The organism is Streptomyces sp. NPDC054956, from assembly GCF_053609185.1.
Genome location: NZ_JBSGXB010000571.1, coordinates 1 through 2,202, shown reverse-complemented (window position 1 = coordinate 2,202; position 2,202 = coordinate 1). Strand labels below are relative to the sequence as shown.

The window sequence follows — 2,202 nt, the reverse complement described above, 5'->3', positions numbered from 1 at the left end:
GTCCGAAGAACGGGAAGCTCCGCGCGCCGGCCCCCGCACGCGCAGGCACACGCTCACGCTCACGCTCACGCTCACGCTCACGCGAGCTTGTCGACCTCGGGGTGCTCGGCGAGCCAGGCCCGCACCGCCTGCTGCTCCTTGCCCTTGCCGGCCTCCTGGATGCGGGCCTCCAGGCCGGTCAGCTGGGCCTCGGTCAGCTTGAACGAGCGCAGCCACCCGGCGATCTCGGGCTCGTCCGCGGCGAAGCCCTTGCGGGCGAGGCTGTGGATGCCGTCGCCCTGCCCCCACACGCCCTGGGGGTCCGCCAGCTTCGTCAGCTCGTAGGAGGCGTACGCCCAGTGCGGCGACCAGAGCACGACCGCGACGGGCTCCTTCTTCTCGTAGGCGCGCTTCAGCTCGGCGAGCATGCCCGGGGTCGATCCGTCGACGACCTTGTACTCGCCGTCGAGGCCGTACCCGGGCAGCAGCTTGTCCTTCAGCAGGCCCATGGCTCCCGCGCTGGGCTCGATGCCGATGATCCGGCCCTTGAACTGCGAGCCCTTGCCCTTCAGGTCCGCGAGGGTCTTGACGTCCTTCACGTAGGACGGGACCGCCAGCTCGATGGAGGTGGGCCCGTACCAGGAGCCCAGGTCCTCGAGCTGGTTCCCGTACTTCTTCCAGTACTCGGCCTGCGTGACGGGCAGCCAGGAGTCGGTCTGGAAGTCGATCTGGCCGCCCGCGAGCCCGGTGAAGAGCGCCCCGAGCTCCAGCTGCTTGGCCTCGACCTTGAAGCCGCGGCGCTCCAGGAGCTCCTTCCAGAGGAAGGTGGAGGCGATGCCCTCGTCCCACGGGATGTAGCCGATGCTGACCTGGCGGCCCTTGCCGACGTTCGTGACCCCGGCCCCGCCGACGGCGTTGACCTGGGACTTCCCCGAGTCGCCGAAGACTCCCAGACCGCCCGCGACCAGCGACAGCACCACGGCCGAGGCGATCGCGAGGACGGGCTGCGGCCGGTGGCCCCACAGCTTGGCGGTGCCGGTGGCGGCGGAGCGCGCCTTGGCGAGGGCGCGGCGGCCGAGCGGGGAGACCTGGCGGCCGAGCGCCCCGGTCATCCGGTCCAGGTACATGGCGAGGATGACGATGGAGATGCCCGCCTCGAAGCCGAGGCCGATGTCGACGCTGCCGATGGCGCGGTAGACGGCGCCGCCGAGCCCGCCGCCGCCGACCATGCCGGCGATGACGACCATGGACAGGCCGAGCATGATGACCTGGTTGATGCCCGCCATGATGGTGGGCAGGGCCAGCGGGAGCTGGACCCGTACGAGGGTGTCGCGCGGGGTGGTGCCGAAGGCGTCCGCGGCTTCGACGAGTTCGGCGTCGACCTGGCGGATCCCGAGCTCGGTCATCCGGACGCCGGGGGCCAGCGAGAAGATGATGGTGGCGATGATGCCGGGCACCACGCCCACCCCGAAGAAGATGATGCCGGGGATGAGGTAGACCATCGCCGGCATGGTCTGCATGAAGTCCAGGACGGGCTTCAGGACCGCGCTGACCCGGGCGGAACGCGCGGCCCAGATGCCCAGCGGGATCGCGAAGACCAGCGTGACCAGGGTGGCGACCACGACCAGCGCGAGCGTGGACATGGCGTCGGGCCACAGTCCGACGGAGTCGACGAGCGCGAAGCCCGCGAAGGCGAGCACGGCGGCGAACAGTCCGCGCAGCCACCACGCGGCGACGGCGAGTACGCCGGCCAGGAGCAGCGGGGACGGTGCGGACAGGACGGCTTCGATGGCGTCGTAGAGCCCGGTGACGAGCGCGCTGATGGCGTCGAACAGCCAGGACAGGTGGCTCTGGAGGAAGTCGACTCCGCTGTCGACCCAGGCTCCGAGGTTCAGGCGGGGCATCAGGCCGCCACCTCCGCGCAGGCCATCGGGGGCCGGTGTTCGTCCCCGAGGAAGGCGACGAGGCGGTCCTGCGGTACGTGGCCGATCACGGCGCCTTCCTCGTCGGTGACGCCGACCGGGTGCGGGACGCGGGCGCTGACCGCGCACAGGTCGGCGAGCGCGGTGCCGGCGCCGACGGTGGGGCAGCCGCAGGCGTCCGCCCCGGCGGGCACCTCGTCCATGACGGCGTCGGCGGTCAGCACGCGCGAGCGGTCCACGTCCTGGATGAAGGAGGCGACGTAGTCGTCCGCGGGGCGGACGAGGATGTCCTCGGCCGTGC

1 protein-coding gene and 1 pseudogene are annotated in these 2,202 nt (G+C 71.6%); both read right to left on the bottom strand.

What is annotated here, in order from left to right; all coding sequences use genetic code 11:
• Positions 1-77 precede the first annotated feature (77 nt).
• Positions 78-1,883 (bottom strand): ABC transporter permease/substrate binding protein, encoded by a 1,806-nt coding sequence (locus tag ACWGDE_RS38340; RefSeq protein WP_453393711.1) that lies wholly within the window; start codon positions 1,881-1,883, stop codon positions 78-80.
• A pseudogene (locus ACWGDE_RS38335) lies at positions 1,883-2,202 on the bottom strand (glycine/betaine ABC transporter ATP-binding protein); the annotation flags it as partial. The pseudogene ACWGDE_RS38335 and the gene ACWGDE_RS38340, both read right to left, overlap by 1 nt.